Annotated in this window: 28 protein-coding genes; 12 read left to right on the forward strand and 16 right to left on the reverse strand. The window is 67.1% G+C overall.

What is annotated here, in order from left to right; all coding sequences use genetic code 11:
- Window positions 1–1,770 carry a DNA helicase RecQ gene (recQ, locus tag SOM26_RS12525; protein WP_320453055.1) on the reverse strand — a complete coding sequence of 590 codons (1,770 nt, stop codon included), beginning with the start codon at window positions 1,768–1,770 and terminating at the stop codon, window positions 1–3.
- A 183-nt stretch (window positions 1,771–1,953) separates the two neighbouring features.
- Between recQ and SOM26_RS12530 the strand changes: the two genes are divergently transcribed.
- The 4 genes from SOM26_RS12530 to SOM26_RS12545 all read left to right on the forward strand — a co-directional run bounded on the left by SOM26_RS12530 (window position 1,954) and on the right by SOM26_RS12545 (window position 5,029).
- The gene (locus SOM26_RS12530) at window positions 1,954–2,238 is read left to right on the forward strand and encodes a CsbD family protein (RefSeq protein ID WP_320453056.1); all 285 of its coding nucleotides are present in this window, start codon (window positions 1,954–1,956) and stop codon (window positions 2,236–2,238) included.
- Window positions 2,239–2,459: 221 nt separating this feature from the next.
- Window positions 2,460–3,413, forward strand: a complete 954-nt coding sequence (locus tag SOM26_RS12535; protein WP_320453057.1) for an alpha/beta hydrolase — start codon at window positions 2,460–2,462, stop codon at window positions 3,411–3,413.
- An 87-nt stretch (window positions 3,414–3,500) separates the two neighbouring features.
- Window positions 3,501–4,082: an LOG family protein gene (locus SOM26_RS12540; protein ID WP_320453058.1), complete on the forward strand. Its 582-nt coding sequence runs from the start codon at window positions 3,501–3,503 to the stop codon at window positions 4,080–4,082.
- Entirely contained in the window at window positions 4,079–5,029 is a 951-nt protein-coding gene (locus tag SOM26_RS12545) for a phytoene/squalene synthase family protein (protein WP_320453059.1), read from the forward strand. Before SOM26_RS12540 ends, SOM26_RS12545 begins: the two co-directional genes overlap by 4 nt.
- A gap of 56 nt (window positions 5,030–5,085) precedes the next feature.
- On the opposite strand, the gene SOM26_RS12550 is transcribed toward SOM26_RS12545, so the two are convergent.
- Complete coding sequence (locus tag SOM26_RS12550; protein ID WP_320453060.1) at window positions 5,086–5,316, reverse strand: hypothetical protein; 231 nt, start codon at window positions 5,314–5,316, stop codon at window positions 5,086–5,088.
- Between the two features lie 143 nt (window positions 5,317–5,459).
- Here SOM26_RS12550 and SOM26_RS12555 point away from each other — a divergent pair, with 143 nt between their 5' ends.
- The gene (locus SOM26_RS12555; protein ID WP_320453061.1) at window positions 5,460–7,286 is read left to right on the forward strand and encodes an ABCB family ABC transporter ATP-binding protein/permease; all 1,827 of its coding nucleotides are present in this window, start codon (window positions 5,460–5,462) and stop codon (window positions 7,284–7,286) included.
- A gap of 32 nt (window positions 7,287–7,318) precedes the next feature.
- Here SOM26_RS12555 and SOM26_RS12560 read toward each other — a convergent pair whose 3' ends face one another.
- From SOM26_RS12560 to SOM26_RS12590, 7 genes are all read right to left on the reverse strand, one after another.
- On the reverse strand, window positions 7,319–8,224 hold the full coding sequence (locus SOM26_RS12560; RefSeq protein ID WP_320453062.1) for a hypothetical protein: 906 nt from the start codon (window positions 8,222–8,224) through the stop codon (window positions 7,319–7,321).
- Window positions 8,225–8,298: 74 nt separating this feature from the next.
- Window positions 8,299–9,255: an alpha/beta hydrolase gene (locus tag SOM26_RS12565; protein WP_320453063.1), complete on the reverse strand. Its 957-nt coding sequence runs from the start codon at window positions 9,253–9,255 to the stop codon at window positions 8,299–8,301.
- A 23-nt stretch (window positions 9,256–9,278) separates the two neighbouring features.
- The gene (locus SOM26_RS12570; RefSeq protein WP_320453064.1) at window positions 9,279–9,935 is read right to left on the reverse strand and encodes an SdpI family protein; all 657 of its coding nucleotides are present in this window, start codon (window positions 9,933–9,935) and stop codon (window positions 9,279–9,281) included.
- Window positions 9,917–10,213 carry an ArsR/SmtB family transcription factor gene (locus tag SOM26_RS12575; protein WP_320453065.1) on the reverse strand — a complete coding sequence of 99 codons (297 nt, stop codon included), beginning with the start codon at window positions 10,211–10,213 and terminating at the stop codon, window positions 9,917–9,919. Before SOM26_RS12575 ends, SOM26_RS12570 begins: the two co-directional genes overlap by 19 nt.
- 312 nt (window positions 10,214–10,525) lie before the next feature.
- Window positions 10,526–12,001: a phytoene desaturase gene (locus tag SOM26_RS12580; protein WP_320453066.1), complete on the reverse strand. Its 1,476-nt coding sequence runs from the start codon at window positions 11,999–12,001 to the stop codon at window positions 10,526–10,528.
- On the reverse strand, window positions 11,998–13,170 hold the full coding sequence (crtY, locus tag SOM26_RS12585; protein WP_320453067.1) for a lycopene beta-cyclase CrtY: 1,173 nt from the start codon (window positions 13,168–13,170) through the stop codon (window positions 11,998–12,000). The genes SOM26_RS12580 and crtY overlap by 4 nt, the downstream gene beginning before the upstream one ends.
- Before the next feature lie 48 nt (window positions 13,171–13,218).
- A complete protein-coding gene (locus SOM26_RS12590; RefSeq protein WP_320453068.1) occupies window positions 13,219–14,238 on the reverse strand; it encodes an NHL repeat-containing protein in 1,020 nt (339 codons plus the stop codon).
- Window positions 14,239–14,395: 157 nt separating this feature from the next.
- On the opposite strand from SOM26_RS12590, the gene SOM26_RS12595 reads away from it, so the two are divergent.
- Window positions 14,396–14,827, forward strand: a complete 432-nt coding sequence (locus SOM26_RS12595) for a protein tyrosine phosphatase family protein (RefSeq protein ID WP_320453069.1) — start codon at window positions 14,396–14,398, stop codon at window positions 14,825–14,827.
- The gene (locus tag SOM26_RS12600; protein ID WP_320453070.1) at window positions 14,824–15,240 is read left to right on the forward strand and encodes a hypothetical protein; all 417 of its coding nucleotides are present in this window, start codon (window positions 14,824–14,826) and stop codon (window positions 15,238–15,240) included. Before SOM26_RS12595 ends, SOM26_RS12600 begins: the two co-directional genes overlap by 4 nt.
- A gap of 127 nt (window positions 15,241–15,367) precedes the next feature.
- Here SOM26_RS12600 and SOM26_RS12605 read toward each other — a convergent pair whose 3' ends face one another.
- From SOM26_RS12605 to SOM26_RS12615, 3 genes are read right to left on the reverse strand one after another with little or no spacing between them, the layout of a single operon-like run.
- A complete protein-coding gene (locus SOM26_RS12605; protein ID WP_320453071.1) occupies window positions 15,368–16,612 on the reverse strand; it encodes a class I SAM-dependent methyltransferase in 1,245 nt (414 codons plus the stop codon).
- Window positions 16,613–16,630: 18 nt separating this feature from the next.
- Window positions 16,631–17,374, reverse strand: a complete 744-nt coding sequence (locus tag SOM26_RS12610; protein ID WP_320453072.1) for a molybdopterin-dependent oxidoreductase — start codon at window positions 17,372–17,374, stop codon at window positions 16,631–16,633.
- Window positions 17,371–18,117 carry a cytochrome b/b6 domain-containing protein gene (locus tag SOM26_RS12615; RefSeq protein ID WP_320453073.1) on the reverse strand — a complete coding sequence of 249 codons (747 nt, stop codon included), beginning with the start codon at window positions 18,115–18,117 and terminating at the stop codon, window positions 17,371–17,373. Before SOM26_RS12615 ends, SOM26_RS12610 begins: the two co-directional genes overlap by 4 nt.
- A gap of 25 nt (window positions 18,118–18,142) precedes the next feature.
- On the opposite strand from SOM26_RS12615, the gene SOM26_RS12620 reads away from it, so the two are divergent.
- From SOM26_RS12620 to SOM26_RS12630, 3 genes are all read left to right on the forward strand, one after another.
- Window positions 18,143–18,763, forward strand: a complete 621-nt coding sequence (locus SOM26_RS12620; protein WP_320453074.1) for a flavin reductase family protein — start codon at window positions 18,143–18,145, stop codon at window positions 18,761–18,763.
- 104 nt (window positions 18,764–18,867) lie between these two features.
- Entirely contained in the window at window positions 18,868–19,401 is a 534-nt protein-coding gene (locus tag SOM26_RS12625) for a DUF3617 domain-containing protein (RefSeq protein WP_320453075.1), read from the forward strand.
- Window positions 19,402–19,816: 415 nt separating this feature from the next.
- On the forward strand, window positions 19,817–20,263 hold the full coding sequence (locus SOM26_RS12630; RefSeq protein WP_320453076.1) for a hypothetical protein: 447 nt from the start codon (window positions 19,817–19,819) through the stop codon (window positions 20,261–20,263).
- Here SOM26_RS12630 and SOM26_RS12635 read toward each other — a convergent pair.
- The 4 genes from SOM26_RS12635 to SOM26_RS12650 all read right to left on the reverse strand — a co-directional run bounded on the left by SOM26_RS12635 (window position 20,251) and on the right by SOM26_RS12650 (window position 23,719).
- Window positions 20,251–21,012, reverse strand: coding sequence for a sulfite exporter TauE/SafE family protein (locus SOM26_RS12635; RefSeq protein WP_320453077.1), 762 nt, complete (start codon window positions 21,010–21,012; stop codon window positions 20,251–20,253). The genes SOM26_RS12630 and SOM26_RS12635 overlap by 13 nt on opposite strands.
- 211 nt (window positions 21,013–21,223) lie before the next feature.
- Window positions 21,224–22,432, reverse strand: coding sequence for a dual-specificity RNA methyltransferase RlmN (gene rlmN, locus SOM26_RS12640; RefSeq protein WP_320453078.1), 1,209 nt, complete (start codon window positions 22,430–22,432; stop codon window positions 21,224–21,226).
- A gap of 169 nt (window positions 22,433–22,601) precedes the next feature.
- Window positions 22,602–23,066 carry a hypothetical protein gene (locus SOM26_RS12645; protein WP_320453079.1) on the reverse strand — a complete coding sequence of 155 codons (465 nt, stop codon included), beginning with the start codon at window positions 23,064–23,066 and terminating at the stop codon, window positions 22,602–22,604.
- Entirely contained in the window at window positions 23,063–23,719 is a 657-nt protein-coding gene (locus SOM26_RS12650; RefSeq protein ID WP_320453080.1) for a histidine phosphatase family protein, read from the reverse strand. The genes SOM26_RS12645 and SOM26_RS12650 overlap by 4 nt, the downstream gene beginning before the upstream one ends.
- 145 nt (window positions 23,720–23,864) lie before the next feature.
- Between SOM26_RS12650 and SOM26_RS12655 the strand changes: the two genes are divergently transcribed.
- Window positions 23,865–24,473: an outer membrane protein gene (locus SOM26_RS12655; RefSeq protein WP_320453081.1), complete on the forward strand. Its 609-nt coding sequence runs from the start codon at window positions 23,865–23,867 to the stop codon at window positions 24,471–24,473.
- 150 nt (window positions 24,474–24,623) lie between these two features.
- Window positions 24,624–25,739, forward strand: a complete 1,116-nt coding sequence (gene dnaN, locus SOM26_RS12660; protein WP_320453082.1) for a DNA polymerase III subunit beta — start codon at window positions 24,624–24,626, stop codon at window positions 25,737–25,739.
- Window positions 25,740–25,859 lie beyond the last annotated feature (120 nt).

Raw genomic sequence — 25,859 nt, forward strand, 5'->3', positions numbered from 1 at the left:
TTAGTTCGCGTCGCGGATCACCGCCAGAAACGCCTCGCCATACGCATCCAGCTTGCGCGCGCCGATGCCCGACAGCAGCGACAGCGCCGCGCGGCCGGTGGGCCTCTGGGCCGCCATGTCGCGCAGCACCGAATCGTGGAAGATGACGTAAGGCGGTACCCCGGCTTCCTGCGCCAGCTCGCGGCGCTTGGCGCGCAACGCCTCGAACAGCGGATTGTCGGCCGGATTGGCGGCAACCGGCGCGGCACGGCGACCCTTCTTCTCGCGCTTGGGGGGCACGACCAGTGACAACCGCGCCTCGCCCTTGATCAGCGCGCGCGCGGCGGGGCCGAATTCCAGCCCGCCATGAGGATTGGTGCGCAGGGCATCGCGCAGCAGCAGCGCACGGTGGACGGGCTTCAACAGCGCGACCTCGTCGCCCGACACGATATTCCACACCGACAGCGCCTCATGCCCGTTCATCAGGCTGCGCTCGTTCGACTGGCCGGTCAGCACCTGCTCGATATATCCCGCGCCGAACATCTGGCCGGTGCGGAACACGGCGGAGAGGAATTTCTGCGCGGTGGTCGTCGCATCGACTGCGTCGGGCGACCCCAGGCAGTTGTCGCAGTTGCCGCAATCCTCGGGCAGGTCCTCGCCGAAATGGCGCAGCAGGATCCGCCTGCGGCACCCGCCCGTCTCGACCAGCGCCCCCAGCGCGGCCAACCGGGTCCGCTCGCCCGCCTGTCGCTCGGGTTCGACCTCGGCCATGCGCTGCCTTGCGCGGGCGAAGTCGTCGGCCCCCCAGAACAGATGGGCGACAGAGGGATCGCCATCACGCCCCGCACGCCCCGTTTCCTGATAATAGGCCTCGATCGATTTTGGCAGGCCCGCATGGGCGACGAAGCGGACGTCCGGCTTGTCGATGCCCATGCCGAAGGCGACCGTGGCACAGATCACCATGTCCTCGGACGCGACAAAATCGGCCTGGTTCTTCGCGCGCACGGCGGGATCGAGCCCGGCATGATAGGCCCGCACCGGGCGGCCGGTCCGCGCCAGCGCCTCGGCCAGCTTCTCGGTCGCGGCGCGCGTCTGGGCATAGACGATGCCGGGGCCGGGCGTGTCGGCGACCACCCGCGCGATCTGCTGGTTCACATTGGCCTTGGGGCTGATCGCATAGCGGATATTGGGCCGGTCGAAGCCCGAGACGATCATCCCCTCGACCGGGATGCCCAGCTGCTTGGCGATGTCGGCGCGGGTATGCGCGTCGGCGGTCGCGGTCAGCGCGAGCCGGGGCACCTCCGGAAAGGCATCCATCAACGGTTCGAGCAGGCGATAGTCGGGGCGGAAGTCGTGGCCCCATTCGCTGACGCAGTGCGCCTCGTCGATCGCGAACAGGCTGAGCGGGGCGGAGCCGAGCAGTTCGCGGAAATGCCCGGACGAAGCGCGCTCGGGCGCGACGTATAACAGGTCGAGCTGGCCGTCGCGGAAGCGGGCGATCGTCTCGGCCCGGTTCTGGTCGACACTGGTCAGCGTGGCGGCGCGGATGCCGACCGCCTCGGCCGCGCGCAATTGGTCGTGCATCAGCGCGATCAGCGGGCTGACCACGACGCAGCACCCCTCCATCATCACCGAGGGCAGCTGATAGCAGAGCGACTTGCCCGCACCGGTCGGCATCACCGCCAGCGTCCGCTGGCGGTTCAGCACGCGGTCGACCACCTGTTCCTGCACACCCCGGAACTGGTTGTACCCGAAAACTTCGTGGAGCTTGGCAAGGGGGTCGACGACCATCGGCGTGCATGTAGCGAGGGTGTCGGGGCGGGGAAAGGGCGGGGGGCGGTTTTCGAGCGTTTGGAGACGCGGCCGACCGGGCAGGAAGCGCCGGGCGTCGATAGTATGACGATACCTGGAAACATCCGCCCTCTCCGGGGGTTCTGAACCTCCGTATTCCGAAACCGAAAGAGGAGATGTTCCATGAACACCGACACGATGAATGGTGCGGCCACCGACTTCGGCGGCAAGGTGAAGCAGGGCATGGGCGCGATGCTGGGCGACAAGACCATGGAAGCCGAGGGCAAGGGCGAGCAGCTGGGCGGCAAGGCGCAAAAGGCGTTCGGCGATGCCAAGACCAGCGTCGACCAGTCGGTTCGTCCGCTGCTGGACCAGGCGCGTCAGTTCGTGAAGGATCGCCCCTTCGCCTCGGCGGCGCTGGGTGGTGTACTGGGCCTCGCGATCCTGAACACGCTGCGCGGCAAGTAAGCCGGGCTACCAGCGTCCGAAAGGGGCGGTGCGGCGGGTCCGCGCCGCCCTTTTTCCATGGGCGACGCCATGAGATAAATTCCGATCTGCCCCGATAATGCATGCTTTGTCGATGTCGTCACCGGCCGATAGCAAAGCCTCCGGCGATGCGGCCGGAGGGGCCGTATCACGGCGCGGGAGATACGGAAGTGACGCGGTTTGGATGGATCGCCCCTTTTCTCATGATCGGTTTCGCCGGGAACATGCCCGGTCAGGTCGAAAAGCCGGTCGCGGTGCCCAAGGTGGAGCGCGAGGGCGTGTGGCAGCCGACCGACGGCGGCACGCAGATACCGCTCTGGGCCGCCGATGTGCCGCTGGCCAAGCCCGACAGCGGCGATCATCCCGAGGCAACGGGCAACGGTTCCCCCTTGGTCGGTGGCCGGAAGTGGCATTGGGCAAGTTACGTCACGCGTCCGACGATGACCCTTTATCGTCCTCGCGGGCGAAACACCGGTACGGCGATGCTCGTCATACCGGGCGGGGGCTTTTATGCCGTGGCGACCGATCTGGAAGGCACCGAGATCTGCGACTGGGTGGTTCGTCAGGGGATGACCTGCGCCATGCTGAAATACCGGACGCCGCAAGTTTGGCCGAGGGTCGATGGGCGGCAGCAGCGGCCCGGGATAGTGCTCGGCCTGGAAGATGCCCAGCGCGCCATGGGATTGCTGCGCGAAAGCGCCTCCGCTTATGGTATCGATCCGCACCGGATCGGCGCGATCGGCTTTTCGGCCGGAGCCTATCTCGTCGCGAACATGAGCAACACGGATGCGCGCACCTATCCGCTGCGGGACGCTGCCGACCGGCTGTCGCCGCGCCCCGACTTCGCGATCGTCGCCTATACCGCGCGGATGCTGGACGACAGCAAGGGGCGGAACAGCCTGGAGTTGAGGCCCTGGGTGAAGATCAGCCCCAAGGCGCCGCCGACGCTGATCATCCATGCGATGAACGATCCCACCGACAATATCCGCCAGCCCATGGCCTATGCGCTGGCGTTGAACGATGCGGGGGTGCCGGTCGACATGCGCCTTTATGCCAGGGGAGGCCATGCGTTCGGGATGCGGCCGAACAATGCTCCGGTCACGCGGGAATGGCCGGGACAGGCCGTGCAGTGGCTGCGCGATACCGGGATGCTATAGGCAAAAGTCGCGGCGCGACGCGGCGTGTCGTTCGACAGGCCGCAACCCCGCTTGCCCCACCCGGCCCCATGGCCTAGCGCTTGCCGCATGAAGCGATTGGCCATTTACTGCGGGTCGGCGACCCCCTCCGACCCCCAATATATCGAGACTGCGCGTGCCGTCGGGCGCGGGCTGGCGGAGCGGGGAATCGGCGTCGTCTATGGCGGCGGGCGGCTGGGCCTGATGGGCGCGGTGGCGGATGCGGCGCTGGAGGCCGGTGGCGAGGTGATCGGCATCATCCCGCAGGCGCTGGTCGATGCCGAGGTCGCGCATCGCGGTCTGACCGAACTGCATGTCGTGCCGGGCATGCACGAACGCAAAAAGGCGTTCACCGACCTGTCCGACGGGTTCATCACCATCGCGGGCGGCACCGGCACCATGGACGAGCTGTGGGAGGCGTTGAGCTGGGCGCAGCTGGGCTATCATGCCGATCCTGTCGGGCTGCTCAACACCGGTGGCTATTACGATCATCTCGTCGCCTTCTGGGACAAGATGGGCGAGGTCGGTTTCCTGCGGCCGCAGCACCGCGATCTGCTGATCGTCGATAGCACGCTCGACGGCCTGCTCGACCGGATGGGGGCGCATGTGCCGACCCAGCCGATCGTGCGCATGAACGCGGACGACCTGTGAGCGACACCGCCGTCCCGACCGAGCGCGATGCGCTGGTGGCGGCGGCGCGGGCCTCGATCGCCAAGGGCTCGAAGAGCTTTGCGGCGGCCAGCCTGTTGTTCGATCCCGAGACGCGTGCGCGCGCCTGGCTGCTCTATGCCTGGTGCCGTCGCTGCGATGATATCGCCGATGGGCAGGATCACGGTCATGGCATGACGCGGGTGGCCGATGCGCCCGCGCGGCTGATCGAGCTGACCGAAAAGACCGAGAAGGCGCTGGCCGGGCAGGTGGTCGGCGATCCGGCCTTCGATGCGCTGCGCGTCGTGGTGGCGGAGACAGGGATGCCGCATCGCTGGCCTCGCGACCTGATCGCGGGCTTCGCGCTGGATACCGAGGACTGGCGGCCGGAGACCGAGGAGGATCTCTACCGCTATTGCTATCATGTCGCGGGTGTCGTCGGCTGCATGATGGCGGTGACGATGGGCGTGTCACCCGATGACGAGGCCACGCTCGACCGCGCCTGTGACCTGGGCATGGCATTTCAGCTGGCTAATATCGCACGCGACATCGCCGAGGATGCGGGCGCGGGGCGGCATTATCTGCCGCGCCAGTGGCTGGCCTATAAGAGCATCGCGCCCGATGCGATCATGGCGCCCTCGCATCGGCCGGGGCTGAGCGCGCTGGCGCGGCGATTGACCGACCGCGCGGCGACGTTCGAGGCGAGCGCGCGGATGGGGACGCCCGCTCTGTCCTATCGCTCGGCCTGGGCGGTGCTGTCGGCGGCGGCGATCTACGGCGCGATCGGGCGCAAGGTCGCACGGCGCGGGCGAGGGGCCTGGGACGTGCGGGTGGGGACCGGCAAGCTGGAAAAACTGGGCTTCATGACGCGGGCGAGCATCCAGGCGGCGCGGCGGGGGAAGATGCGGATCGAACCGCGTGATCCGACGCTATGGACCCGGCCGCGGTAAGCTCGGGCCTCTGTCCAGCCTGAGCGAAGTCGAAGTGCACACCCGAAGATTGCCCCTCAACCCTTGAGCGGCTTGCGCTCTGCCTTGGCCATCTGCGCGCCCATCCGGCGGCAGTCGGCACCGATTACCGGATAGGGCACGTCGGTGTTCGCGGCGATGCGGTTGGCAAGGTCGGCGCGGCATTGTGCCATCGTCTGGTAACGGGCGGGGACCATGCGCGCCTCGGTGCAATCGATGCTGCCGTCGCCGCAGCCCAGGATCGCCATCACGTAGAAAATCGGTTCCATCTAACCGCCTCCAGTTGAAGGTGAAACGTGGCCATGCGCCAGGTTGTTCCGGGCTTCGGATGGCCGTCCGCAGGGCCTCTTGCCTTTTGCGTCGGTCAAGTTCCCATTGAAGTTGACGGCGCTTCGTCCGACATGGGGGAAACATGCCCCCTATCGACCCCACCGCCGGTTCGCCCGATCGGCCGCTGATCCCGACGCTCCGGCGCTTTCTTCCCTATCTCTGGCCCGCTGGGGAGCCCGTGCTGCGGGTGCGGATCGTCGGCGCGATGGCGCTGGTCGTCCTGTCCAAGCTCGTCCAGGTGCTGGGGGCGGCCTATACGTTCAAATATGCGGTCGACCGGATGGCGGGGGGAGACCGGGGCGCGCTGACCCTCGTGATCCTGCTGGTCGTCGGTTATGCGGGCGCGCGGTTCGCGACGACGCTGTTCGACAACCTGCGCAACGCGGTGTTCGAGATGGTCGGGCAGGACGCGACCCGGCGGCTGTCGGCGGACGTGTTCCGTCACCTGCACCGCCTGTCGCTGCGCTTCCATCTCGAGCGGCGGACGGGCGCGGTCACCAAGGTGGTCGAGCGCGGGACCAAGAGCATCGACACGATGCTGTATTTCCTCCTGTTCAACATCGCGCCGACGGTGCTGGAGCTGGCGCTGGTGCTGACCATCTTCGGGCGCAGTTTCGGGCCCGTCCTGGTCGTCACGACGATGGTGATGGTCGTCCTGTATATCGGCTTCACCCGCAAGGTGACCGACTGGCGCAATGCGCTGCGCACGCAGATGAACGACCTGGATACCGGCGCGGTCGCCCATGCGGTCGACTCGCTGCTGAATTTCGAGACGGTGAAATATTTCAATGCCGAGGAGCGTGAGGCCCGGCGCTACGAGAACGGCGTCGCCGCCTATGCACGGGCCGCCACCAAGTCGGAGAATTCGCTCGCCTGGCTGAACGTCGGGCAGGCGCTGATCACCAGCCTGATGCTGGGTTTCGCCATGGCCTGGGTCGTGCGCGAATGGAGCAAGGGTGCGGCATCGGCGGGTGACGTGGTGCTGGTGTCGACGCTGTTGTCGCAGTTGTTCCGGCCGCTCGACCTGCTTGGCATGGTGTACCGCACCATCCGTCAGGGGGTGATCGACATGGGGGCGATGTTCGACCTGATCGACACGCCCGCGGAGGTCGTCGACGCGCCTGGGGCCCCACCATTGCGCGTGACCGGCGGGAATGTCCGGTTCGACCATGTCGTGTTCGGCTACGACCCCGATCGGACCATCCTGAAGGGGCTGAGCCTCGACATTCCGGCGGGCACGACCTGCGCGGTGGTGGGCCCTTCGGGTGCGGGCAAGTCCACGCTCGCGCGGCTGCTCTACCGCTTCTACGAGGCGAAGGAGGGCGCGATCACCATCGACGGACAGCCGATCGCGGCCGTTACCCAGGACAGCTTGCGCGCGGCGATCGGTATCGTGCCGCAGGACACGGTGCTGTTCAACGAGACGATCGGCTACAACATCGCCTATGGTCGCGAGGGCGCCGACCAGGCCGATGTCGAGCGCGCCGCGAAGGGCGCGGCGATCGCCGATTTCATCGAACGCCAGCCGCAGGGTTATGCGACGCGGGTCGGCGAGCGCGGGCTGAAGCTGTCGGGTGGCGAGAAGCAGCGGGTGGCGATCGCCCGCACCCTGCTGAAGAACCCGCCGATCCTGATCCTGGACGAAGCGACCAGCGCGCTCGACAGCCGGACCGAGGCGGATATCCTGGCGACGCTGCAGGCGATCGAGCGGGGCCGCACCACGCTGGTCATCGCGCACCGCTTGTCGACGATCGTCCATGCCGACCAGATCGTGGTGCTCGACGATGGCCAGGTGGCTGAGCGCGGCACGCATGGCGAATTGCTGGCGAAGGGCGGCCTGTACGCCGAGATGTGGGCGCGCCAGGCCGCCGAGGTCGAAGCCGCTGACGAGGATGCGGTGCTGGCGTGATGCGCTCTTCCCCTGGGAGGGGAGGAACGCCGTTACAGGCAGCTCAACCGCACCTGCCTGGCGGGCTTGTCGAAGGTGATCGACGAGCAGCGGCGAAGCTGGTCCGCGCCGATCGACAGCCAGTCCTTCTTCGGATCATGCTTGCCCTTGCCGGTCACCACCACCTCGTCCGGGTCGCCCGGCGCGTCCGCATCGGCGATGGTCGCGGTGCTGCCGAAGTCGACGGTGCGCACGTTGAGTTCGGTCATCACGAACGGACCGATCGCGACCGGCGTCTGCAACACCAGTTTGCGCAGCGGGCGCGCGATGCCGAAGGCCACCTCCTGCTGGGTCGTCGCGCCGGTCAACTGGCCGCGATAGGCGCGCGCCAGCCGTACCGCGCCGCCCGCATTGGTGCTGCTCTGCGCGTCATGGGGATCGAGCATCACCCGCATGGGCTCGCCCTCGATCGGAACGACGACATAGCGTGAACCCCAGTCGCCGAACAGGCCGCCGCCGCCGACCATCGGCAGGGTGGTGATGCGCTCGCCCGGCTGGGGGTCGCGCAGGTGGAAGCGAACGACCGGATCGGGAAGGCTGGCCGGGCCGAAGACACCGTCGAAACCCGGCGCGAAGGGACGGTCGGCAAAGGCGATGCGCCGCTTATAGGGCGCGCCGGTGCCTGTCTGGATCTGCGCCACGGCCGTCTTGCCGTCGATCCGGGTGGGGCCGACCCTGAACTCGACCTCGATCATGCCCGGTTTCATGCCTGCCGCCTCGGCAAAGTCCTTGGTGATGATGGGAATCCCCGGCGCGGCCGGATCGATCCGAACCGTGCGCGCCGTGCCGTTGATCGACAGCGTCGCCTTGCCGTCCGGCGCGATCTCCCGCTCGGCCGGGGGCGTCGTCGCGGCCGTGAGCGTGGCCAGCAACAGGCAGGCGAAGGAACGGCGCATCATGATCTCTCCCGGTGTCGTGACGACCGGGTAACAATCATCGGCAATCATGTCGGGATCATGACCGATCCGGTCTATTACCGATTCGGATGTTTCTCGACGAATTCCGCCACCGCGCTGACGACGCCCGGCGCGATCGGCAGGTTGGGGTCGGCATAGGTCGCCAGATTGGCACCCCGGCTGTCACCCTCCACGACCTTCAGCACATGGCTGACCCCGGGCAGCAGGACGAGCGTTGCGCTGGGCTGACCGGCCTTCAGCTTTTGCGCATCCTCGACCGTCACCTGCAGGTCGGCCTCGCCCTGCACGATCAGCATCGGCTTGATGACGGCGGCGGCCAGCCTGGCCGGGTTCTTGGCAAAGGCGTTGATGAGGAAGGGCTGGATCGGATCGGCGAACAGCATCGGCAGCGGCGGGGTCAGCCCGGTGCCCGGAAAGGTGCGCCCGGCCTCCAGCGAGTCGATCGCGCGGTCGGCCTCGGCCAGCAGCGGTGCGTTGGCGGGGTTGGCGTGGATCTGCGCGCGGATCACCTCGCCCAGCGGACGGCCGGGGGCGGAGACGGTGATGACGCCGCACAACCCATCGGCGCTGGCGGCGGCGGTGCTCAGTGCGACCGTCCCGCCCTCGCTATGGCCCAGCAACCACACGCAGCGCGCGCCGGTCTTGGCGCGGATCGCGGTGATCCAACTGCGCGCATCGGCGGCATAATCGTCGATCGTCACCTTGTTGGGATCGGGCACGGCCCCGGCGCTGGCGAACATGCCGCGCTTGTCGATCCGCACGCTGGCGATGCCCCTGGCGGCCAGTCCTTCGGCCAGCAACCGGAGCGAGGCCGCCTTCAGGCCGCGTGGATTGTTGCCGTCGCGGTCGGTCGGGCCGGATCCGGGGATCATCAGCACGACCGGCACCTGTGCTCCTTCGGGTCCGGTCCAACTTCCCTTCAGCAGGCCCTGGGGGCCGGGCGCGGATATATCGCGGTCGGCCATCGGCGTGGCGGCGGCGAGCAGGGCGGCGAACAGCGTCATCAACGGCATGGAAATCCCCCTTCGAACCCGGTTCAGCGTGGATGCCTGGCCCGCCAGTGCATGTAGGAAAACAGGAACGGCACGACCGCCGCCGTCAGGATCGCGGACAGCACCATGCCGGTCTTCGCATCGTCGCCGATGGGCAGCAGCGTGCCGAGGATCACGACAAGCCCCGCGCCGACGAACAGCCATCCGCCCAGCCGATGCGTCGCGATCCAGTTGTCGGTATCCATGATCGCCCAGGGCGTGCGGATGCCGATGAAGAAGCCCGGTCGCGACTTGGGAAGCGTATTGCCGATCGCGATCAGGAACAGCCCCATCGCGACCGGAATCAGGGTGGCGGAGGGCGTCCAGCCGAGGGCGGGGCCCGCGACCATCGCCTCCACCCCGACGAACAGCGCCAGGCACCCGGCCCAGACGGTACGCAGCAACGGCGCACTGCCTGCCAGATTTTCCTGCAACGGCTCGATCCGGGGTGTCGCCGCCAGGATCGCGGAGACGCCGATGGTCAGGGCGACGGGAAGGAACAGCGCATAGCCCGCTTCGCCGAACCGGTCCGCCTGACCGGCGGCGTTCCAATGGATCGGCAGCATCGTCCCCGGCGGCAGCTTGCCTAGCGCGATGGCGGAGACCAGTGCCATGCCGCCCGACACCAGGGCGGAGGCGACGATCAGCGGACGGAACGACATGACATGCCCTCCTTCTCCTCGCCGACGCCGAGCCGGGTCATGAATCCCATGACCACCTGTTCCAGCATCGACAGGTTGAGTGTGTAGATGATCGTCGTACCCTGCGGCTCGGCCTGGATCAGCCCGGCGGCCTTCAGCTTGGCGAAATGCGCGGACATGGTGGGGCGTGACACGTCGAAGGCATCCGCAATGACCCCCGCCGACAGGCCCCCGCCGCGCAACATCTCCAGGATGGCGCGGCGCGTGGGATGGGCGAGGGCTTCGAACACCGGGTCCATGGATGGTGTTTAGCAGATTGGCTAATTAGTAGAAAGACTAAATTCGATGCCTATCTGTCCACATCCGTTCAGCCTGAGCGAAGTCGAAGGCCACGCCCCCCGATCACCACTAGGCGTGAGGAGAAGTCATCCCTTGGCCTTCGACTTCGCTCAGGCGGAACGGATGGTGGGAGTATTGATCCGCTCGATGCCGTGAACCAAGAGGTCGGTTATTCCTCCCCTGTAAGGGGAGGTGGCAGGCTGCAGGCCTGACGGAGGGGTGTCCCCATCCGCGAGGACAATCCACCCTCGCAAAACACGACACCCTTGGCCTTAACGCCGCTCCAGCATCAACCCGGCGGTCGCCTTGGCGCTACCGACCACGCCCGGAATACCCGCGCCGGGATGCGTGCCAGCCCCGACGAAATACAGGTTCGGGATCGAATCGTCGCGGTTGTGGACCCGGAAATAGGCGCTCTGGGTCAGGATCGGTTCCAGAGAGAAGGCCGAGCCCATATGTGCGTTCAAGTCCGTCGCGAAGTCCGACGGCGCGTAATGGAACTTGGTCACGATCCGCTCGTGGATATCCGGGATCAGGCGACGACCCACCTCGTCCAGGATGCGCTTTTCCAGGATCGGGCCGACCTCGTCCCAGTTCATCGGGAACTTCCCCATGTGCGGCACCGGGGCCAGCGCATAGAAGGTCGAGTGCCCCTCGGGCGCAAGGCTCGGATCGGTGACGGTCGGGTGGTGGAGATAGAGCGAGAAGTCCTCCGACAGCACGCCGGTGTCGTAGATGTCGCTCAACAGGCCCTTATAGCGCGGGCCGAACAGGATCATGTGGTGCGGGATGCCCGGCCATGCGCCCTTGATGCCGAAGTGCACGACGAACAGCGACGGCGAATACCGCTTGCGCTCCAGCCGGTTGACCGTCCGCCGGGCCGAGCGGTTGTCGGACAGCAGGTCGCGATAGCTGTGCATGATGTCGGCATTGGTCGCGACCGCATCCGCCTGGATGGTCAGGCCGCTCTTGGTGACGACGCCGGTCGCACGGTCGCCCAGCGTCTCGATGCGAGTCACCGGATCGCCCAGGCGGATCACGCCGCCGATCCGCTCGAACTGCGCGACGAGCCCTGCCACCAGACGGTTGGTGCCGCCGCGCGCGAACCAGACGCCGCCGTCACGCTCCAGCTTGTGGATCAGGGCGTAGATCGCGCTGGTCGTCATCGGATTGCCGCCGACGAGCAGCGTGTGGAAGGACAGCGCCTCGCGCAGCTTCTCCGACTTCACGAATTTCGACACCATGGCGTAGACCGAATTCCACGCCTGGTATTTCGCCAGCGCCGGCGCCGCCTTTATCATCGAGGCGAAGTCGAGAAACGCGACATGGCCCAGCTTCTCATAACCTTCGCGGTACACGCCCTCGGCATAGTCCAGGAACTTGCCGTACCCGGCGATATCGTCGGGGTTCAGCTTGGCGATCTCGGCGCGCAGCTGGGTGTCGTCGTTGCTATAGTCGAAATTGGTGCCGTCGACCCAGTTCAACCGGTAGAAGGGGTGGACCGGGTCGAGCTGCACGTCCTCCGACATCGACCGGCCGGTCAGCGCCCAGAGTTCCTCCAGGCAGGCCGGATCGGTGATGACGGTGGGTCCGGCATCGAAGGTGAAACCGTCGCGTTCCCAATAATAGGCGCGCCCGCCCGGCTTCTCCCGCGCTTCGACGATGGTCGTCTGCACGCCCGCCGATTGCAGGCGGATGGCCAGCGCCAGCCCGCCGAAACCCGATCCGATGACGACCGCGCTCTTCATGCGCGGCCTCCCGACTGGCTTCGCAGCGCCGCGATGGCGCGAAGGATCGGCACCGGTGGCCGTCCGGTCAAAACTCGTGCCTTGTCGGCCATGGTCGATTGCCCCGCATAGAAACGCCCGATCAGGTCGGGCGACAGACGATAGAAACGCTCGAGAACGCGGTATCGCTCATCGGGCTCTGCCGCCTTGAACAACATCGTGTCGAGCATACGGTAAAAGCCGCGTGCGTCCCAGGCGTCGCGCGCCATGCGATAGGTCGCGTCGTGCAGGTCGACGCCTGCGAAATCGCGTCGCTCGGCCAGCATCGCGGCCATCCGGATCGCGTCGGGCAGCGAATAGCCGGTGGTCGGATGGAACAGCCCCGCGCGCATCCCGGCCTTGGGTGTCCGCGCGCCTCCGCTCCGCCAGTAACCGTCGAAATCGCCGCCCATCGCGACCGGCAGGACGCCCGCTTCCTCGCGCAGCACCTGGGCGGTGGTCCAGCCGCGGCTGTCGGCATAACGCTCGATCCGCTGGACGATGGCGCGGCGGTTCAGCTCGGCGGAGGTCGAGTAATAGGTATCCTCGACGAAGATCCGGTCGTCGGTAAAAGGCAGGGTATAGACGAAGCGATAGCCGTCCAGCTGCTTGACGGTGGCGTCCATCACCACCGGGCGCGGCGTGCCGTGCGGCCGTTCGAGGCGCAGTTCCTGCCCGACGAACTTCTGCCAGCCGCACGACAGGAAGGACAGGTCGCCAGCCCCGCGCGCGTCGATCACGCCGGTCGCCTCGACCCGGTCGCCATCGGCGAAGACGGCGGCGGTCGCCGACACGGCCAGCACCTTGCGACCCAGGATCAGCGCCTCCGGGGGCAGGGCGCGCCGGACCTCGGTGTCGAGGCGATGGCTCTCGATCGAGTAATAGGTCTGGTTCAACGTGCGCGAATGCGCCGGAAAGGCGACGTCGTAGTCGCGCCAGGCATGGGCGACCAGCCGCTCGACGATCCAGCGATCACGCTTGGCGACGTCGCTGCCGAAAAAGGACCAGAGGTGGTTGCCGCCGATCGTCTCGGCCCCATCGACCAGACGCACGTCGAGCGAGGGGTGGCGCGCCTTCAGCGCAAGCGCGATCAGGCCACCGGCAAGGCCCGCGCCAATGATCGCGACGTCGCAGGAGATTTTGGCAGCCATCGGTCCACCGCTACCGGAAAGCGGGGCCAAGGCAAAGGCCCGGTGCCATTACAGAAGGACCGCGGTGTCGGGCGCGTCGCCCGTCGCGAAACCGCCCGTGATCTTCCACGCCGCCAGGTCGATGATGGCGATCCGGTTGGTCTCCAGCGCGGCATAGAGGATCGACCCTCCGGCGGGCAGGTTCAGCCCCGGTGCGGCGGCGGGCAGCGGCAGGCGTGCTTCCTCGGCCAGGGTGGTCGGCGAATGGCGGGTCAGGCTCTTGTCGGCGGTGTTGGACACGATCAGGCGACCATCGGCCTGCACCACCACCCGCACCGCTTCGCCACGCAGCGTGGTGCGTGCGCGGGGGCGCAGTGTCGCCGCGTCGAGCGCGTGGAGAACCCCCGCCGGTCGGTCGATGACATACAGGGTGCGCTCGTCGGGGCTCAGCGCCAGCCCTTCGGGCGCGGTGCCGATATGCTGCTTGACGGGGGCGAAGCTGGCGTCGTCGGGATCGATCATGATGACCAGGCCGCTCATCGTGTCGGCGACGAAGGCGCGACTGCCGTCCGCCTTCACCACGAAATAATGGCTGCGTGCGCCGCCGACCGGGATCATCCGGTCCGGCCCCTGGGCGGTGGCGGGGGTGTCGAAGCGGGCGAGGCGGCTGTCGCTCTCGGACAGCGCATACAGGCGGCCCTTCGCGTCCAGTCGCATCCCGTGCCAGCGGCGATGCGGCGACAGGTCGATGGTGCGCGCCAGCTTGCGCGTCGCTAGGTCGATGACCCAGAGCTGATGCCCGCCATCGCCGCCGAACTGCCAGCCCTTGACCCCATAGCCGCCGACATAGGCGAAGCGGCCAGCCGAGTCGGCGACCATCTCGTGCGGCTGGGACCCCAGCGGAACACTGCCGAGCAGACGCCCGTCGGGCACGCTGTAGAAGGCGACGCGCCCCGCACCCTTTTCCACCACGGCCAGTTCGCGGGCGGGTGTCGCGGCCTGTGCACGCCGCCAGGCAAGCGGCAGTGTCGAGGCAAGCCCGAGGACGGCCAAGCCCCAAAGACCCTGACGGCGGTCGATCAGCGACATGGGGCGGCTCCTTTCAACGATGCTTCGCAAGCCAGACGAGGGGAGGGCCCGGATGTTCCGTCCGGGGGCGGAGCCATGCGCGGGTTGATGCGTCTTTTGTGAAGAACCGGTTGCGCCACCCGTTGCGGTGAAACGGCCCATTGAATAGGTGAGCTGCATGATCCGCCCACTCAACGAAAGCGTCGCCGTCGCTCCCCAGATCCTCCCCGAGGATGTCGCTGCGATCAAGGCGGCGGGATATACCGCGATCGTCAACAACCGTCCCGATGGCGAAGAGCCGGGCCAGCCGACGGGCGATGCGATTCGCGCCGCCGCCGAGGACCATGGTTTGGCCTATACCGCGATCCCGGTGACGCCGGGCGGGTTCAGCCACGAGATGGTCGACCAGATGACCCAGGCGCTGGTCGAGGCCAAGGGGCCGGTGCTCGCCTATTGCCGGTCGGGCACGCGCAGCTGCAACCTTTGGGCGCTGGCGGCGGCGAAGGCCGGGCGCAACCCGACACTGATCGTCATGCAGGCCGAAGCGGCGGGATACGACCTGTCCGGCCTGCGCCCCACGCTGGAAACGCTGGCGGACGCGGCCGGATGACCTTGCCCCTCGGCGGCTTGTTGTCGGGCACCACGGCGGGCTGGGCACTGGCCGGGCTGGGCATTGGTGTCGCCCTTTGTGGGGGCGGCATCATGTGGCTGTTCCGCCGTGGTCGCGACCGGCGCGTCGGCTCGCCCGAGGATGTGGCGGCGGCGGCCGAGGCTGCGCTGGCGGGCTTTGCCGTGACCGGTGCCGTGGTCGGCGCGGACGGGCAGGGTGCGCTGGCGGTGGCGCAGGACGGGCGCGTCGCGGCGGTCAAGCTGCACGGACGGCGGCTGGTGGTGCAGGAACTGCCCTGGACCCGCGTCCGCGCGACCGCCGAGGGCATCATCGCCGAGACGGGCGGTCGCCTGGGCCCGGTGACGCTGGCCGGGGTGGATGTGCTGGATATAAGGCGACTGGCACCGCGCTAAATCTTTCCTCCCCTTGGCAGGGGAGGTGGCAGGCGTCAGCCTGACGGAGGGGTGTCCCCCCTAGATTGCGGGATACCCCTTCACCAGCTTCGCTGGTCCCCCTCCCCTTGGCAGGGGAGGAATAGGATCAGCCGTCCCGCAGCGCGCGTTCGCCCTCGTACATGTAATCGCGCGTGACCGGCACCGACAGGCGTCCACGCGTCAGCTGCACCTGATAGTTGCATAGTCCGCCATTGCGGAACGCCGCGCCTGCGCCCGCCAGATAGAACAGCCACATGCGATAGAAGCGTTCGTCGTACAGCTCGACGATGCGGTCCCTGGCCGCCACCGTCCGGTCGTACCAGATGTCGAGCGTCCAGCCATAATGGCAGCGCAGCACCTCGACATCGGTCAGGAACATGCGCAGGCCCTCTTGCGCACGGACGATCTCGGACAGGGCCGGGTTGTAGCCGCCGGGGAAGATATACTTGGTCGTCCAGTCGTCGGTGACGCCCGGCCCGTTCAGCCGCCCGATCGTGTGGAGCAGCATGACGCCGTCCTCGGTGAGGAGGTCGCGGCACTTGCGGAAGAAGGTGCGATATTGCGGCGGCCCGACATGCTCGAACATGCCGACCGACACGATGCGGTCGAACCGCCCGCCGAACGCCTCGGGGGTGACGCGGCGATAGTCGATCAGCTCGAACTTCACCTTGTCCGCCACGCCCAATGCCTCGGCCCGCGCCCGCGCGACCTTCAGCTGTTCCTCGGACAGGGTGACGCCCAGCACCTCGGCACCGCATTTCTGGTGCAGGTACAGCGCCATGCCGCCCCAGCCACAACCGATGTCGAGCACCCGCATCCCCGGCTCGATCGCCAGCTTGGCCGCGATATGCGCCTTCTTGTCGCGTTGCGCCCGCTCCAGATCGTTCTGCGGATCGGTGAAGTACGCGCAGCTATATTGCTTGTCGGTGTCGAGGAAGAGTTCGTAGAGCGTGGCCGAAAGGTCGTAATGGTGCGCGACGTTCTTCTTCGACCGCCGCTCCATGTTGATTCGGTCGATCCGGTGCTTGATCGCGCCCGCCGCCCGGACGAACCGCGAGGGATTCAGGTTCGCGCGGCCCGCCTCCCATTTGTCGTTGGCGGTCAGTAGTTCGACGAGGTCGCGGACATCGCCCTTCTCGACGACCAGGCGGCCGTCCATGAAGGATTCGCCCGCCGCCAACGCGGGATTGCGGACGATCTGTCCGGCGACGCGCGCGTCAGTGAAGCGGATCGCGACATCGGGATAGTCCGGTTCGGGCGTGCCGAACTCGCGGACGGTGCCGTCATGATGGGTGAGGGACAGGCGGCCCTTGCGGACCGCGCGCGACAGAAAGAGATCGATCAGCGCCATATGGCACCGACTAGTGTCTTAAATCCCCGCATACCAGTCATAATCGACATGGTCTTCCCAATAGCCGCCCTTGCCCAAACCTATGTTGGTCAGACTCTCGACCGCATCGATCCGCATCAGGTATTTGGCGTGCTTGTACCCCAGCTGCCGCTCGACCCGCAGGCGAAGCGGCGCGCCGTGGCCGACGTCCAGCATGCGTCCGTTCATGCCCCAGGCCAGGATCGTCTGGGGATGGAAGGCATCGATCAGGTCGAGCGATTCGTAATAGGGCTGTCCGCCGTACAGGTCGGCGCAGGTGAACACGACATAGCGTGCGCGGGTGCTGATATCGGCGGCCTTCAGGATATTGCCCAGCATCGGCCCCATCCATTCGCCGATCGCGCTCCATCCCTCGACGCAGTCATGGCGGGTGATCTGGCGACGCGCGGGAAACTCGCCGATCTGTTTCAGCGACAGGGACAGCGGCTTGCCGACCAGCCCGCCGACCGCCAGCCGCCAATCCTCGAACCGGTCGGCGAGCATGGCGGCATATTGCGGCGTGCCGGGATTGCGGGTGCCGTTGGTGCGGAAATAGGGCGACATCTGGTCGCGGCGATATTCGGGGGCCAGCGCGCCACGATCCATCAGCGCGCGTTGCAGGCCCTTGTGCATGTCCTCGCCCGCGAACAGGATCTTGCGCGCGGTCGGCTGCTCGATGATCTTGTCACAACCCGCCAGGAGCAGCCCCGCTCCGCCGGTCAGAATCGTACGACGCCGGATCATTCGGGCACCCTCCAGCGGCCGGTTGTCATGGAACGCAATTCGTTGAGCGGCCCCGCCAGGATGACGAGGACCAGGTGGACGATCAGGAACAGCGCCAGCGCGGTCGCGGTGATGAAGTGGATCGAGCGCGCCGACTGCCGCCCGCCCAGCACCTCCAGTACCCAGGGCCAGGCCGCATTCATGCCCGGCGACAGCGCGATGCCGGTCAGGATGGCCAGCGGCAGGGCGACGAACAGGACCCCGGCATAGCTCAGCTTCTGGAACAGGTTATAGGCGCGCGGGTCCCGCGGATCGTGGAAGCGAAAGGCCAGATGTCGCCGAAAATCCGCCCAGATCGCCGCCGGGCGCAGCTCGTGGCCCCGGATGCGCAAGTCGCGCTGGAAATGCCGGCTGACGAGGCCGCCGATCATATAGGCGAGCAGACCGAAGCCCAGCACCAGCGCGAAGAACAGGTGCCAGCGCCGCGAGATCGCCAGATTGTACCGCGCCGGGATGGTCAGCCAGGCTGGAAAATGCGGCAGCGTCAGCCAGGCCGGATCGAAATTGGCACCGTACCGCCCCCAATAGAGCCGGGGATGCGCGTTGGAGATGCCCAGCCCCGAGCCCAGCAGGATCAGCACCGCCACCGCATTGACCCAGTGCCAGATTCGTGTCCCCCATCCATGGCGACGGATGACCGTGCCCGGCGTTTCCTGTGAGCCTGGCGGGGCCCTTTCCGGCTCGGTCGGCGTTCCCGCTTCCATTCCAACTCCCTTTCGGTGACCATCCATGATCGACAACTGGCATTTCTACGAACCCGTCAACGGTCATGGGCTGGCGCATGATCCCCTGAACGCGATCGTCGCGCCGCGCCCGATCGGCTGGATCGGCAGCCGGTCGGGCGCGGGCGTCAACAATCTGGCACCTTACAGCTTTTTCAACGTCTTCAACTATCGCCCGCCGCTGATCGGCTTTTCGTCGCAGGGGTGGAAGGATTCGGTGGCCAACATCGCCGAGACCCGGATGTTCACCTGGAACCTCGCCACCATGACGCTGGCCGACGCGATGAACGCCAGCGCGGCGGCGGTCGATGCACAGGTGGACGAATTCGGTCTGGCGGGCGTGACGGCCGTGGACGGGCAGCTGGTGGCGGCACCCCGTGTCGCGGAAAGCCCGGTCTCCTTCGAATGTCGCCTGACCCAGCTGATCCGGCTGGAGACGAAGGAGGGGCGTGAACTCGACCAGTGGCTGGTGATCGGCGAGGCGGTGGGCATCCACATCGCGGCCGACCTGATCGACAATGGCGTCTATCAGACGGCACGGGCGCGCCCGATCCTGCGCGGTGGCGGCCCGGCCGATTATTTCGAGGTGACCGAGGCGGCCCGGTTCGAGATGCGACGACCCGATTGAGCGATACGATGCGGGGATGGAACGAATTTCCCGCCAGGGCGATCCTTCTCCATCTGTCGGGTACGCGATGACGCATGAGGCCCGGCGATGGAGGAGAGACACGCATGAAATTGTTCATTCCCCTGATGGCGACCGCGGCCCTGACGCTGGCGGCGTGCGACCAGAAGACCGGTTCGACCACGGTCACGTCGAACGCCGCGACCGGCGAGGTCAAGCAGACCGAAACCGGCGCGGGCTCGGCCGTCGCCAAGCTCCAGCCCGGCAAGTGGGAGGTCAAGACCCAGGTCAGCGACCTGAAGATGAAGGACATGCCCAAGGGCGTCAGCTCGACGCCTCCGGCGCAGACCAACAGTATCTGCCTGACCGCCGAACAGGCCGCCAAGGGCCCCGCCGAACTGCTGAAGGGTGCGCAGTCGGACTGCACCGTCACCAGCTCGACCTTTGCGGGCGGCAAGGTGGAGAGCGAGCTGACCTGCAAGATGCCCGGCGACATGACGATGCACAGTAAGACGAAGGGCACCTTTACCGAAACCAGCTTCACCACCGATCAGGAGATGGAGATGTCGGGCGCCCATGCGATGTCGCAGAAGGTGCACACCGAAGGCCGCCGCATCGGCGAGTGCGACGCCGCCCGATAAGCTGCTGCGCCGGGGTCGGGACCGCCGTTCCGACCCCGGCCAATCGCCGCCGCTAATGACCGCTTCACCGCTGCGCCGGCCTATGACTCTTCAGGGCGCTGGAGGCATTCGAACGCCGGTCCAACCTGGCTGGGCTCAGGGCCTAATCCACGCGACGCGGCTTAAGGGTACGAAAGGTGCAAGTGATCCTCCGCCGTTAAAGGTTGCTTGAGGTTCATCGGTCAGACCGACCGATGAACTCAGGAGGCAATCGATGATCGGATAGCAGGATGCCGCACGCCGTTGCCGAGGGGGGCTCCGGGGGCGTGATGACGAGGTTGAACGGCCGGGAGTGGGCCGATTCCGCCGCCATTGTAAACGGACCGCCTGTCCCGCCGTTGGCCGGACGCGGTTCCCACTGTCCAAGGCCTTGCCCATGCTCCACCAATGGCTCGAACTGCACAATGCTCTCACCCGCGCCATGGACGATCACCGTACCTTGTGCGGCGCGATCGAGGCCGATCCGGTCGCAATCAGCCAGGTCCGCTGGCAGATTTCCAAGATCAGCCGTGAGCGGACGGCATGGATGCTGAATGTCGTCAACCCGACCGCCGAGCGGCTGGCCCATACCTCCGGCGGCGCGGCATGGCTGGCGGTGCAGGCGACGACGCCCGCCTATCGCCAACAGATATCGGCCTTCGTGTCGCGTTGGCCGAACGATGCGATCATCCGCGACTGGTCCGGCTATCGTCAGAGTGCCGCCGAGTTGGGCAAGATGATCCGGCCACGGCTGCGCACCGAAGAGATCGCTATCCGCGCGCTAGCCGCCGAACGGGACGCACCGCTGGCCCGGGTGCTGCCCCCCATTCGTCAGGTGATATAGCCCCGGTAGAAGAACACCGCCGTGGTCACCGTGGTCAGCAACAGCGTCCAGCCACGGATCAGCCCGGCGGGCAGCTTGCGCCCGATCAGCGCGCCGCTCCAGCCGCCGACGATGCCGCCCGCCAGCATCGGCAGGCACGGACCCCAGGCCACCATGCCGGTCAGGACGAAGACGAGTGTCGCGGCCGCGTTGGCCGTCGCCAGCATCAGCGTGCGCGGCGCGGCCAGCTGCGCCGGGTTACGCCCCGACAACAACCCCCAGGCGGCGGTCAGCATCATGCCGATGCCGCCCCCGAAATAGCCGCCATAGACGCCCAGCACCGCCTGCGCGCCCATCAGTGCGCGTGGGCCCGGCCTGGCGACCCGTGCCAGCCAGTCCGAGGCATGGCGCCCGCCCGCGATAGCCAGCGTGGCGGTCAGCAGCAGCCAGGGCACGATCAGGTCGAACGCGCGCGGCGGCGTCAGGAACAACAGGATGCTGCCCACCAAGGCAAAGACGAAGGTCAGCGCCGCCATCCGGCGCATGGTCACCCCCATGACCGGCTCCAGTCCCTGGCGATACGCCCAGACGCTGGCCATCGCGGCGGGTTGCAGAGCGACGTTGGAGGTGGCGTTGGCGATGGTGGAGGGCAGGCCGAGCGCGATCAGCGTCGGCATGGTCGAGAAGCTCCCGCCCCCCGCCAGCGCGTTCATCGCGCCGCCGACAAAGCCCCCGGCGGCGGCGAGCGCGAAAAAGGTCCAGTCGATCATCGGAGGGCGTAACGCATGGTGCTGGGCAGCAATGCCTCATGGCTGGCCATGGTTCAAGCGCATGAAGACATTCCACCCCTGCAAGGGGAGGTGGCAGGCCGAAGGCCTGACGAAGGGGTGTCACCGGTCGTGAGGGGCCGTTTCCTCGCCAACGGCGACACCCCTCCACCAGCTTCGCTGGTTCCCCTCCCCTTACAGGGGAGGACAATGCCTAACCCAGCGCGGCGAACTTCTCTTCCGCTTCGCGGTCGAGCTGCGCGCGGCTCTTCTTCTCGGCGGCGGTCTTGAGCTGGCCGCACGCCGCATCGATGTCACGCCCGCGCGGAGTGCGCACCGGTGCGGAGATGCCGCCCTCGAACACGATGTCCGAGAAGCGACGGATACGCTCGGGCGTCGAACATTCGTAATCGGCGCCGGGCCAGGGGTTGAACGGGATCAGGTTCACCTTGGCGGGCAGGTCGTAATGGCGCAGCAGACGGACCAGCTCGTGCGCATCGGCGTCCGAGTCGTTCTTGTCCTTCAGCATCACATATTCGAAGGTGATGCGCCGGGCATTGTTGGCGCCCGGATAGTCGGCGCACGCCTGCAACAGTTCCTCGATGCCGTATTTCTTGTTCAGCGGCACCAGTTCGTCGCGCACGTCCTTGGTCACGGCGTGCAGCGACACGGCCAGGTTCACGCCGATCTCCGCCCCCGCCCGCGCCATCATCGGGACGACGCCGCTGGTCGACAGGGTGATGCGACGCTTGGACAGCGCCAGGCCATCGCCGTCCATGACCAGCTTCAGCGCATCGCGCACCGCATCGAAATTGTACAGCGGCTCGCCCATGCCCATCATGACGATGTTGGTCAGCATCCGCCCCTCGGGCTGGCTGGGCCATTCGCCAAGCGAGTCGCGTGCCAGCATGACCTGGCCGACGATCTCGCCCGCGGTCAGGTTGCGCACCAGCCGCATCGTGCCGGTGTGGCAGAAGCGGCAGTTCAGCGTGCAGCCGACCTGGCTCGACACGCACAGCGTTCCCCGATCGGCGTCGGGGATGAACACCATCTCGTAATCCTGCCCGTCGGCGGAGCGGAGCAGCCACTTGCGCGTGCCGTCGTTCGACACCTGCGCCTCGACCACCTCGGGACGGCCGATGACGAAGCGTTCCTCCAGCCAGGGATGCTGCGCCTTGGCGATGTCGGTCATGTCGGCGAAGCGGACCGCCCCGCGATTATAGAGCCAGTGCCAGATCTGCTTCGAGCGCAGCTTGGCCTGCTTCAACTCCATGCCGCCCGACAGCAACGCCTCGCGCAACTGGTCCTTGGTCAGGCCGATCAGGTCGACGCGACCATCGGGACGCGGTTGCACGCCGCGCGGGACGGGCACGGGATCGATGTGCCCCGGAATGGGCATGAGGGCGGCCGAAACTGTCTGCATCTCGCAGCCATAGCGCAAAATCGCGGCGATTTCCATCCTCCCCTGCAAGGGCAGGTGGCAGCGCGGAGCGCTGACGGAGGGGGCCTTCCACACAGGGTGTCCCGTGGGGCGATCCCCCCTCCATCATGCTGCGCATGGTCCCCCTCCCCGTGCCGGGGAGGATTGAAGTTCACCCCACGCACGCCAGTGTCGCCGCATCGATCGCCGCCGCCGCGCCCGCCAGCGCATAGGTGTCGGCGAAGGGGCGGCGGCGTGGGTCGACCGCCGAGACGCTCATGCTGCGGCCCGAGCGCATCGCGGTGACCAGCGCATGGTCGGTGGCGGCGTCGGGGGCCCAGACGTCGCGCTCCGAGCCGACCAGTGGAAAGCGCCGCTCGCCGATCGCCAGCGTCACGCTCGCGGCGCGGTCGCGCGGGCTGCTCAGATGGGCGTGGAAGGATTCGCGCAACCGCCTGGCGGGCCAGGTGCCGACACTGGCGAATCCGTCGGGCCGGCCATTCGCCAGCACCGGCTTGGCAATGGCATAGCAGCGATCGGGATCGCGAAACGCGCCCCAGCCCTTGTAGATGCCGATCGTCTGGCGCGCGAAGACGGGTGCGGCGACCAGTGCCAGGCACAGCGCCAGCCGCTTCATGGTGCGGCCCGGTGGATCACCATCTCCACGCCGCCCTCGATCATCACGATCGACCCCTGCGGCAGGCGCTCGGCCACCGGCACGCCGCACAGCGAATCGTCGGGCAGCCCCAGCATCAGCCCGCGCAGCACCCGGCTGGACAGGCCGTGCATCAGGATCAGCCGGTCGCCGTCATGTTCGGCGGTGTCCGCCAGCCAGTCGGACAGCCGCGCCGCCATCGCCGCATAGCTTTCGCCGTCCGGTGCTGCCACCGCCATGCCGTGCTGATGGACGATGGGGCCATGGGTCGCGACCAGATCGGCGAAACGCTGTCCGCCCCAGCTGCCGAAGCCCAGCTCGATCAGCCGGACGTCATGGATGGTATCGTGCCAGTCGAGCGTCAGATGCTCGGCGATCACCGCCAGCGTCTGAAGCGCGCGGCCCGCGGGCGAGGACCATAAGGTCAGCGCAGGCGCATCGCCCAGCCGGTCGTGCAGGACTTTGCCGATCACCTCTCCTTGCGCGAATCCCTTGCGGGTCAGCGGCGTGTGAAGCTCGACCCGGTCGCCCTGGATGCGTCCGATCCGGTTGAACACCGTCTCGCCATGCCGGGCGATATAGTCGCGGCCCCTGCGGGCTGTCGGGCGTGCGGGCGGGGCGGGGCGGGTGGTCATGGCCCGTCGTACCTGTCCCGGCTGTTGCCGTCATGCAACGGTTTTTCCTGTTTAGCTGAGGTTCATGCAACGTCGGCGCTTTCCCGCCATTGGTGCAGCGACCGCCGAATGTAACGGCGGCCGGTACAGTAATGGAGTATAGTGTATGCGTAAGCTCATGCTCGCCGCCCTGGCGACCTCGGCGGCCGTCGCTGCGGCGGCCCCCGCCGCCGCGCAGACCGCACAGCCCTTCACCGGCCTGCGCGTCGAGGGCCTGATCGGCTATGACAGCCTCAACGATCGTCAGGGTCAGGACAAGAGTTCGAGCGACGGCGTGCTCTATGGCGCGGCGATCGGCTACGACCTTCCGGCAGGTCCCGTGGTGCTGGGCGCCGAGGGCGAGATTTCGGGCAGCAGCTCGGACACGCGCAGCAACGGCATCCGCGTTCCCGGTGACGAATTCCGCCTGGGTGCGGGCCGTGACCTCTATGCCGGTGCGCGCGTCGGCTATGTCATCTCGCCGGTCGCGATGGGCTATGTGAAGGCCGGTTACACCAACGCCAAGTTCGATGCGCGTTATACGACGGCGGGCGTCACCACCGTCAATTCGCAGGAAGTCGGCGGCTATCGCCTGGGTGCGGGTCTGGAATATGCGATCAGCCCGAACACCTTCGTGAAGGGCGAATATCGCTACTCGCATTATGACGAACTGGACGGCGTCGGCATCAACCCGAACCGCCACCAGTTGATGGCCGGTCTGGGCCTGCGCTTCTGACGAACATGGGTTTTCCACATTAACGGTGGTTTTACCCCAATGTTGGAGGGGTCGGAGCCTTGCTCCGGCCCCTTCTTCGCGGGTAGGAACCAAGGCCATTTATCACTATCGGTATCGGACCATGCGGTCGTTCCGGCGGGGGATTTCGAGATGAAGGCGACGATCGAACGCGCAACGCTGCTCAAGGGTTTGAGCCATGTCCAGTCGGTGGTGGAGCGGCGGAACACGATTCCGATCCTCTCCAACGTACTGCTGGAGGCGACGGCCGAGGGCCAGCTGCGCATGATGGCGACCGATCTGGACCTGCAGATCAACGACAGCGTGGCGGCCGCGGTCGACCAGCCGGGTTCGACCACCGTGTCGGCGCACACGCTGTTCGACATCGCCCGCAAGCTGCCCGAGGGCGCACAGGTCCAGCTGACCGCCGCCGAGGGCCGCATGGCCATCGTGGCGGGCCGCGCACGCTTCTCGCTCGGCACCCTGCCGCGCGACGACTTCCCGGTGATCGCCGAGGGCGAGCTGCCGACCCAGTTCGAACTGCCGGTCGAACTGCTCAAGCAGATCATCGACAAGACGCGCTTCGCCATCTCGACCGAAGAGACGCGCTATTATCTGAACGGCATCTTCCTGCACGTCGCCGAGGATAACGGCGCGCCCGTACTGAAGGCCGCCGCCACCGACGGCCACCGTCTGGCGCGCGTCACCATCGAGCGTCCGAGCGGCGCCGAAGAGATGCCCGACGTGATCGTGCCGCGTAAGTGCGTGGCTGAGCTGCGCAAGCTGCTCGACGAGGTGGACGGTTCGGTCGGCGTGTCGCTGTCGGGCACCAAGATCCGTTTTGACCTGGGCCAGGCGATCCTGACCTCCAAGCTGATCGACGGCACCTTCCCCGATTACAGTCGCGTCATCCCGACCGCGAACGACAAGATCCTGAAGCTGGACCCCAAGGCGTTCATGCAGGGCGTCGACCGCGTGTCGACCATCGCGACCGAGAAGACCCGCGCGGTGAAGATGGCGCTGGACCGCGACCGGATCACCCTGTCGGTGACCAGCCCCGAAAACGGCACCGCATCCGAGGAAGTACCGGGCGAATACACCGCGCTGGGCTTCGAGATCGGCTTCAACAGCCGCTATCTGCTCGACATCCTGGCGCAGATCGACAGCGACTTGGTGGAAGTCCACCTGGCCGACGCCGCCGCGCCGACCCTGATCCGCGAGAATGACAAGGCGCCTGCGCTCTACGTGCTGATGCCGATGCGGGTCTGATGTCATTCTCCCCGGCACGGGGAGGGGGACCACCCGAAGGGTGGTGAAGGGGGATCGCCGCAACGGGCGACCTGTGAGGCAGCCCCCCTCCGTCAGGCCTGCGGCCTGCCACCTCCCCAT

The sequence above is a fragment of the Sphingomonas sp. CFBP8993 genome, assembly GCF_034044895.1.
Taxonomy (GTDB): Bacteria; Pseudomonadota; Alphaproteobacteria; order Sphingomonadales; family Sphingomonadaceae; genus Sphingomonas.

Coding starts and splice junctions, on each gene's coding strand:
- SOM26_RS12655 (WP_320453081.1), top strand. CDS start 23,865: ATGCGTAAGCTCATGCTCGCCGCCCTGGCGACCTCGGCGGCCGTCGCT.
- SOM26_RS12570 (WP_320453064.1), bottom strand. CDS start 9,935: ATGTCGTTCCGTCCGCTGATCGTCGCCTCCGCCCTGGTGTCGGGCGGC.
- SOM26_RS12535 (WP_320453057.1), top strand. CDS start 2,460: ATGATCGGTTTCGCCGGGAACATGCCCGGTCAGGTCGAAAAGCCGGTC.
- SOM26_RS12580 (WP_320453066.1), bottom strand. CDS start 12,001: ATGAAGAGCGCGGTCGTCATCGGATCGGGTTTCGGCGGGCTGGCGCTG.
- crtY (WP_320453067.1), bottom strand. CDS start 13,170: ATGGCTGCCAAAATCTCCTGCGACGTCGCGATCATTGGCGCGGGCCTT.
- SOM26_RS12540 (WP_320453058.1), top strand. CDS start 3,501: ATGAAGCGATTGGCCATTTACTGCGGGTCGGCGACCCCCTCCGACCCC.
- SOM26_RS12530 (WP_320453056.1), top strand. CDS start 1,954: ATGAACACCGACACGATGAATGGTGCGGCCACCGACTTCGGCGGCAAG.
- SOM26_RS12625 (WP_320453075.1), top strand. CDS start 18,868: ATGAAATTGTTCATTCCCCTGATGGCGACCGCGGCCCTGACGCTGGCG.
- SOM26_RS12610 (WP_320453072.1), bottom strand. CDS start 17,374: ATGATCCGGCGTCGTACGATTCTGACCGGCGGAGCGGGGCTGCTCCTG.
- recQ (WP_320453055.1), bottom strand. CDS start 1,770: ATGGTCGTCGACCCCCTTGCCAAGCTCCACGAAGTTTTCGGGTACAAC.
- SOM26_RS12620 (WP_320453074.1), top strand. CDS start 18,143: ATGATCGACAACTGGCATTTCTACGAACCCGTCAACGGTCATGGGCTG.
- SOM26_RS12635 (WP_320453077.1), bottom strand. CDS start 21,012: ATGATCGACTGGACCTTTTTCGCGCTCGCCGCCGCCGGGGGCTTTGTC.
- SOM26_RS12615 (WP_320453073.1), bottom strand. CDS start 18,117: ATGGAAGCGGGAACGCCGACCGAGCCGGAAAGGGCCCCGCCAGGCTCA.
- SOM26_RS12595 (WP_320453069.1), top strand. CDS start 14,396: ATGATCCGCCCACTCAACGAAAGCGTCGCCGTCGCTCCCCAGATCCTC.
- SOM26_RS12605 (WP_320453071.1), bottom strand. CDS start 16,612: ATGGCGCTGATCGATCTCTTTCTGTCGCGCGCGGTCCGCAAGGGCCGC.
- rlmN (WP_320453078.1), bottom strand. CDS start 22,432: ATGCAGACAGTTTCGGCCGCCCTCATGCCCATTCCGGGGCACATCGAT.
- SOM26_RS12565 (WP_320453063.1), bottom strand. CDS start 9,255: ATGCCGTTGATGACGCTGTTCGCCGCCCTGCTCGCCGCCGCCACGCCG.
- SOM26_RS12575 (WP_320453065.1), bottom strand. CDS start 10,213: ATGGACCCGGTGTTCGAAGCCCTCGCCCATCCCACGCGCCGCGCCATC.
- dnaN (WP_320453082.1), top strand. CDS start 24,624: ATGAAGGCGACGATCGAACGCGCAACGCTGCTCAAGGGTTTGAGCCAT.
- SOM26_RS12600 (WP_320453070.1), top strand. CDS start 14,824: ATGACCTTGCCCCTCGGCGGCTTGTTGTCGGGCACCACGGCGGGCTGG.
- SOM26_RS12560 (WP_320453062.1), bottom strand. CDS start 8,224: ATGATGCGCCGTTCCTTCGCCTGCCTGTTGCTGGCCACGCTCACGGCC.
- SOM26_RS12550 (WP_320453060.1), bottom strand. CDS start 5,316: ATGGAACCGATTTTCTACGTGATGGCGATCCTGGGCTGCGGCGACGGC.
- SOM26_RS12630 (WP_320453076.1), top strand. CDS start 19,817: ATGCTCCACCAATGGCTCGAACTGCACAATGCTCTCACCCGCGCCATG.
- SOM26_RS12555 (WP_320453061.1), top strand. CDS start 5,460: ATGCCCCCTATCGACCCCACCGCCGGTTCGCCCGATCGGCCGCTGATC.
- SOM26_RS12645 (WP_320453079.1), bottom strand. CDS start 23,066: ATGAAGCGGCTGGCGCTGTGCCTGGCACTGGTCGCCGCACCCGTCTTC.
- SOM26_RS12650 (WP_320453080.1), bottom strand. CDS start 23,719: ATGACCACCCGCCCCGCCCCGCCCGCACGCCCGACAGCCCGCAGGGGC.
- SOM26_RS12590 (WP_320453068.1), bottom strand. CDS start 14,238: ATGTCGCTGATCGACCGCCGTCAGGGTCTTTGGGGCTTGGCCGTCCTC.